The sequence below is a fragment of the Novosphingobium sp. CCH12-A3 genome, from assembly GCF_001556015.1.
Lineage (GTDB): Bacteria > Pseudomonadota > Alphaproteobacteria > Sphingomonadales > Sphingomonadaceae > Novosphingobium > Novosphingobium subterraneum.
The window spans coordinates 1-3020 of record NZ_LSIA01000043.1 but is presented as its reverse complement, the minus strand read 5'-3'; the positions used below and the strand labels follow the sequence as shown (position 1 = coordinate 3020).

Sequence of the window (3020 nt, the reverse complement as noted above, 5' to 3'; positions counted from 1 at the left end):
TCTTGGAGGGCAGCGACTCCCTTACCGGCCAGCACGACCGTCAGAGCGGCCATCAGCCACGAGCTGTAGCGGAAGAACTGCGTAATCGGCAGCGTCCGGCTGTAGCGGAGCATGGCCCAGGCGATGACGGCGAGAAGGCTGATCGCTGCGCCGGCGCCGGCCAGCAGCATCGCGGTGTTACCCTGTGTCGAGAGCGCGGCGTAGAAAAGGATCGTTTCAAAGACCTCCCGATAGACCACCAGGAATGCGAGCCCGAACAGGAACCATCCCGACCCGCTCGATAGCGCCCGTGACATTTTCTCCCGGATATAGCGTTGCCACTGATCGGCTTGGGCCTTGCCGTGCATCCAGATTCCGACCGAGAGCAGCACGATCGCGGCGAACAGCGAGCCGAACCCTTCGGTCAGCTCCCGGCTCGCGCCGCTGATCCCGATCGCATAGGTGGCGACGGCCCAGGTAAGCCCGCCCGCGATGAGCGCCCCGATCCACCCGCCATGCACATAGCGCAAGGCTTCTGGCCGTTCCGCTTTGCGGAGGAACGCGATCATGGCGACCACGATCAAAAGAGCTTCCAGCCCCTCACGCAGCAGGATCGTAAAGGCCCCCAAGAAGGTGGACGCCTGCGTCGCGGCGTCGGGCGCGAGCGCCGCCTCGGCATCATCGAACAGGCCGCCCAGCACTGCCACTCGTTCGGCCACATCATCGGCCGACGTGCTGCTCTCCACAGCGGCGCGATATTCTCCCATCGCGCCTTCGATCCTGGACATGAGCGTCGGGTCGCGCGCCGAGAGCGTCGGTTCGATCGGCTCGAACCCGTCGAGATAGGCGGACAGCGCCAGTTCCTTTGCGCCGCGCCGGTCGCCGCGCCGGAACGCGGCGAGGCTTTGCGCAAGCTTGGAGCGAGCGACCGCGAGCGAGCCCGGGGCTTGTTGCATCACCTGATCGGGGTGGCGCCGCAGATAGGCGAGCACCGCGTCGGCTTTCGCCTGCCCGATGCTGCCCGCAAGCGCGGCGGGGGTGAGCGCGACCAGGGTTTTCAAATCGGGGATCCGCGCCCGCAAGCTCGGCTGGGACTTCCACAGCCGTTCGCCTTCGACCGCTTGCGCGTCGGTCAGGGCGAAGCTGCCAGCGCGGAACGCCAGCGCCCAGCGTTGATCGTTCGGCAGATCGGCGAAGCTCTGCATCGCGGTCCCGTCGATGCCTTGGCTTATCACCTGATAGAGCGCGAACACGCTGCGCTGGCGCGCCCGTTCGGCGTCGGTGAACGCGATCGGCGGCGGGTCGAGTCTGGCAGCGTCAGGCCCATGTCCGTCGCCGGTGAGGCCGTGGCAGGACGAGCAGCTTTGGACGTATAGCCTTGTTCCCATGGCGGGGTCGGGTGCCTTGGCGGGAGCGAGCGGCACCGGATAGGCCTTGAGCAGATCGGCGGCGAGGCCATGCGCGAGTGTCGCGACCTCTCGGGACGATCCCTTGCGGCCGATCACGGCTTCGAGCTGCGAAGCGCTTTGGATTAGAGATTGCCGCTCAGGCGTCGCGGGAAGTGCGCGGAGGCGCGTCGACACCCCAGCGGCGAACTCCGTCATCTCCGCGTATTCGGACGCGCTTATGACCGCGCCGTTGGCGACCGCACCGCCATAATCGACCGCCATATAGTCGAGCAGACGCCAAGCAGTTTGAACATCGCGGGTATCGGCCATCGCCGCAGCGGGGATCAACAGCAGCATAAGCGACGCGACCAGCGCGACCAGAGGTGACGGCATATGGGTGATCGATTCCAAGCTTCACTCGTCGCGGACTATGCGAACAACTCTCATTAGCAGTATTGGGCAGCGTGCGCGACCACCAATGGCAGGATGATGAACATCGCCGCCGGAGAGCTGGCGGGCGATCGTCTCCGGCGACAAGATCGTGACCGCGAACCCGGAGACGATCGGGGGGGGTAGAAAAGCGGCAGCGAAGGCGCGTGACGGTGTGCGATGCACGATCAAGGTTTTCGATGAGGCTAAGCAGTGATTGAAGATACTTTCAGATCACGTACTTGTCCCAGCTTGCATAATGCTCGGCGCTGCGCTTTCCCCTTGGAAAGCTGAGGCCGACGAGCGCAATGCCGGCTACGACCGAGGCCACGGCCCCAAGGTGACCAACGCCGTCGAGGAGGAAAGGCGCGGCCACAAGCCAGGCTCCGAACGCGACGTTGATCAGCCGCAGCGCGCGGGCAACTTCTGCGGTGGCGATGATCGCGACCGTGATGACCAGCGCACCCACAACGTGATCGCTGTTCGCCATACCGCCTTCCGTGCCGAACAGTATTCGGGTCAGCATCAGCAGGACGCCGATGACGATGCTCGCAGTCAGCGTCCATGGCAGGGTCAGTCCCTTCTTTGCGTCCGCCCAGAAGGTGCTTGGCGAGGCCATCGCGTCCGACGCGTCCACCGCTCCCGCCTCTATCGCGTCACCCTGGAAGAAGGTGCGGATCAGCGGTTTGCCTTGCCGGCGCGCCCAGAGAAGGAACTGACCCATCGCAATCACCTCGTCGAGCGCGAAGGGGATCATGATCAGCATGGCGAGCGCGGCGATCAGCGCCAGCGTGCTCCATGTGCCGATGACGATGGGCTGACTGATGATGAAATAGATGCTGATGACGCCGAGCGGGATGACAAGGATGCCGAAGAAGGTCACCATCCACGGCATGGTCCGCCAGCGGTCGCGGGTGCCCATTACCGCCATCAGGATCTCGAGGACATAGCTGACCGTGCCGAGCCCACCATCGGGAATCGGCCAGGCCTTGGACATGTCCGAGGTGATGATCTCCTCGGTGCCGTTGCGTGGATCGCTCAGGGAGCCGGCGAAAAACGGCTCCCAAACGCCGTCAATATGCCCCAGTTGGTAGGCGGTGAGGATGCGCGAGGTGAGAAGGCCGATCAGACCCATGGCGACGATCGGCAGCCGCTGTGCGTCGGTGGATGGCGAATAGGTCCAGCCGGGCGGGATGTTCTTGGGGCTGTCTCTTATACACATCT

2 protein-coding genes are annotated in these 3020 nt (G+C 64.5%); both read right to left on the bottom strand.

Going from position 1 to position 3020, the window contains the following annotated elements:
- On the bottom strand, positions 1–1760 hold a 1760-nt coding region (locus tag AX703_RS03250; protein ID WP_062342601.1), incomplete at its 3' end, for a cytochrome c/FTR1 family iron permease.
- A 265-nt stretch (positions 1761–2025) separates the two neighbouring features.
- Positions 2026–3020: vitamin K epoxide reductase family protein (locus tag AX703_RS03245; protein ID WP_197423597.1), on the bottom strand; the 995-nt coding region annotated here is incomplete at its 5' end.